Below are 1,329 nucleotides of genomic sequence, written 5' to 3'. Positions count from 1 at the left end.
ACCATTATCTCCAATCATAAGAAAATTCGGCAAATATTCTTTTACTTCATAGTCAATATTCCTTTGTTGGATATCCTCGGCTTCCAAAAGGGTTATCTCGTCTCCAAATAATCCATTGCTTAGTTCTAAAAATTGAAGATATGAAGGATATAAAATATGCCACTCTGGAGGTAACATTTTTATAGCTTGGCTAGTAGCAGGATTATTTAAAGTATATAAGGCTTCTAATTCATGTCTATTCATTTTAAAGTGCTCCTAGTTCTCTGAAATACTTATAACTTTGACTTAGTGCTCGTTTAATTTGCATGGGGGATCAATCTGCCATGGGAATCCATGTCATAGGTTCTATAACCTCCAGGTCTTCTTGCTTGAGCTACTTTACAGTTGATAATTAAATTTAGAAAATTATGTCTAATACTCTATTTTTTAAAATAAATTCTTTTTTTAAATGTTCTAAAATATTATCTAACTCTTCCTTGCTTAAAATTTGGTTGGTCTTAGTAAATTTTGCTGTTTTCGCATATAGGGAAAAGTGAAACTCATTATTTGGAAAGAACATTTCTCCTTCAAATGAAATTTCATGTCCATTTAAAGAAACAATTAACATACCTCTTGAAATTTTTTCAATTACGAAATCATCCATAGTAATTACCTTTGAAATATAACAGTTGAAATCTTTGTTTTAGGATCTATTATTACTATTTTTGTTATATTAGGATTGTTCATCAAAGCAGTAATTCTCTATTTTCCCATATTTCAAAATCTTCTTCAAATTTTACTTGCAAAATAGCAGGAATAATGATTTTGAAAGGTTCATATATCTTATTGACAAATAAACTACTAATTAAGTCAGTAAGTGCTTCTCTACTCTTAGAATTATTAAAAGAAAATTTCTTTTGAAGAATAGAAATCTTCTTTTTCTGATTTTTTGTAAAACAAAATTCAGCAATTTTATTAAAATCTATATTCATACTTTTAAGGTCTCCATATATTGGTTAGATTTTCTTGAATTTTACTCGAACACCATCAGACAAGTACGATAATGCTGCTTTTATAGATGAAACCGCTCATCCTTTTTCAGACGACCCCAGGCAGTGTATTTGCCGAACCACAAGAGGCTGCCGTGGATGTCGATCATCTCTCTTGGGATGCCGAACGGGTCGCAAGCGTAGCGACGGTTAAGTACGGTACAAAAAAGGTCGTCTGAAAATATCGAATCTTACTTTTTGGTTTTTTTCTTAGGATTTAATTCTTCTTTACGTTGCTTATAAAATTGCCAATATTTTTTGTCTTCCATAGAGAAAGGTGTGTAACGTAGCTCATTATAAG

At 30.9% G+C, this 1,329-nt stretch carries 3 protein-coding genes and 1 pseudogene; all 4 read right to left on the bottom strand.

What is annotated here, in order from left to right:
• Positions 1 to 243: pseudogene (locus tag KH109_RS09740) on the bottom strand (SMI1/KNR4 family protein); the annotation flags it as partial.
• Between the two features lie 154 nt (positions 244 to 397).
• A complete protein-coding gene (locus tag KH109_RS09735) occupies positions 398 to 643 on the bottom strand; it encodes a hypothetical protein (protein ID WP_004694811.1) in 246 nt (81 codons plus the stop codon).
• Between the two features lie 82 nt (positions 644 to 725).
• Entirely contained in the window at positions 726 to 971 is a 246-nt protein-coding gene (locus KH109_RS09730) for a hypothetical protein (protein ID WP_295219216.1), read from the bottom strand.
• 80 nt (positions 972 to 1,051) lie between these two features.
• Positions 1,052 to 1,138, bottom strand: a complete 87-nt coding sequence (locus KH109_RS09820; RefSeq protein ID WP_363158926.1) for a hypothetical protein — start codon at positions 1,136 to 1,138, stop codon at positions 1,052 to 1,054.
• Between the last annotated feature and the right edge of the window lie 191 nt (positions 1,139 to 1,329).

The organism is Veillonella sp., from assembly GCF_018381775.1.
GTDB lineage: Bacteria > Bacillota > Negativicutes > Veillonellales > Veillonellaceae > Veillonella.
This window is presented reverse-complemented; position numbering and strand designations above follow the sequence as displayed.

What these genes read in the sequence shown, in the direction of transcription:
- KH109_RS09735 (WP_004694811.1), bottom strand. Translation starts at nt 643, where the DNA reads ATGGATGATTTCGTAATTGAAAAAATTTCAAGAGGTATGTTAATTGTT.
- KH109_RS09730 (WP_295219216.1), bottom strand. Translation starts at nt 971, where the DNA reads ATGAATATAGATTTTAATAAAATTGCTGAATTTTGTTTTACAAAAAAT.
- KH109_RS09820 (WP_363158926.1), bottom strand. Translation starts at nt 1,138, where the DNA reads ATGATCGACATCCACGGCAGCCTCTTGTGGTTCGGCAAATACACTGCC.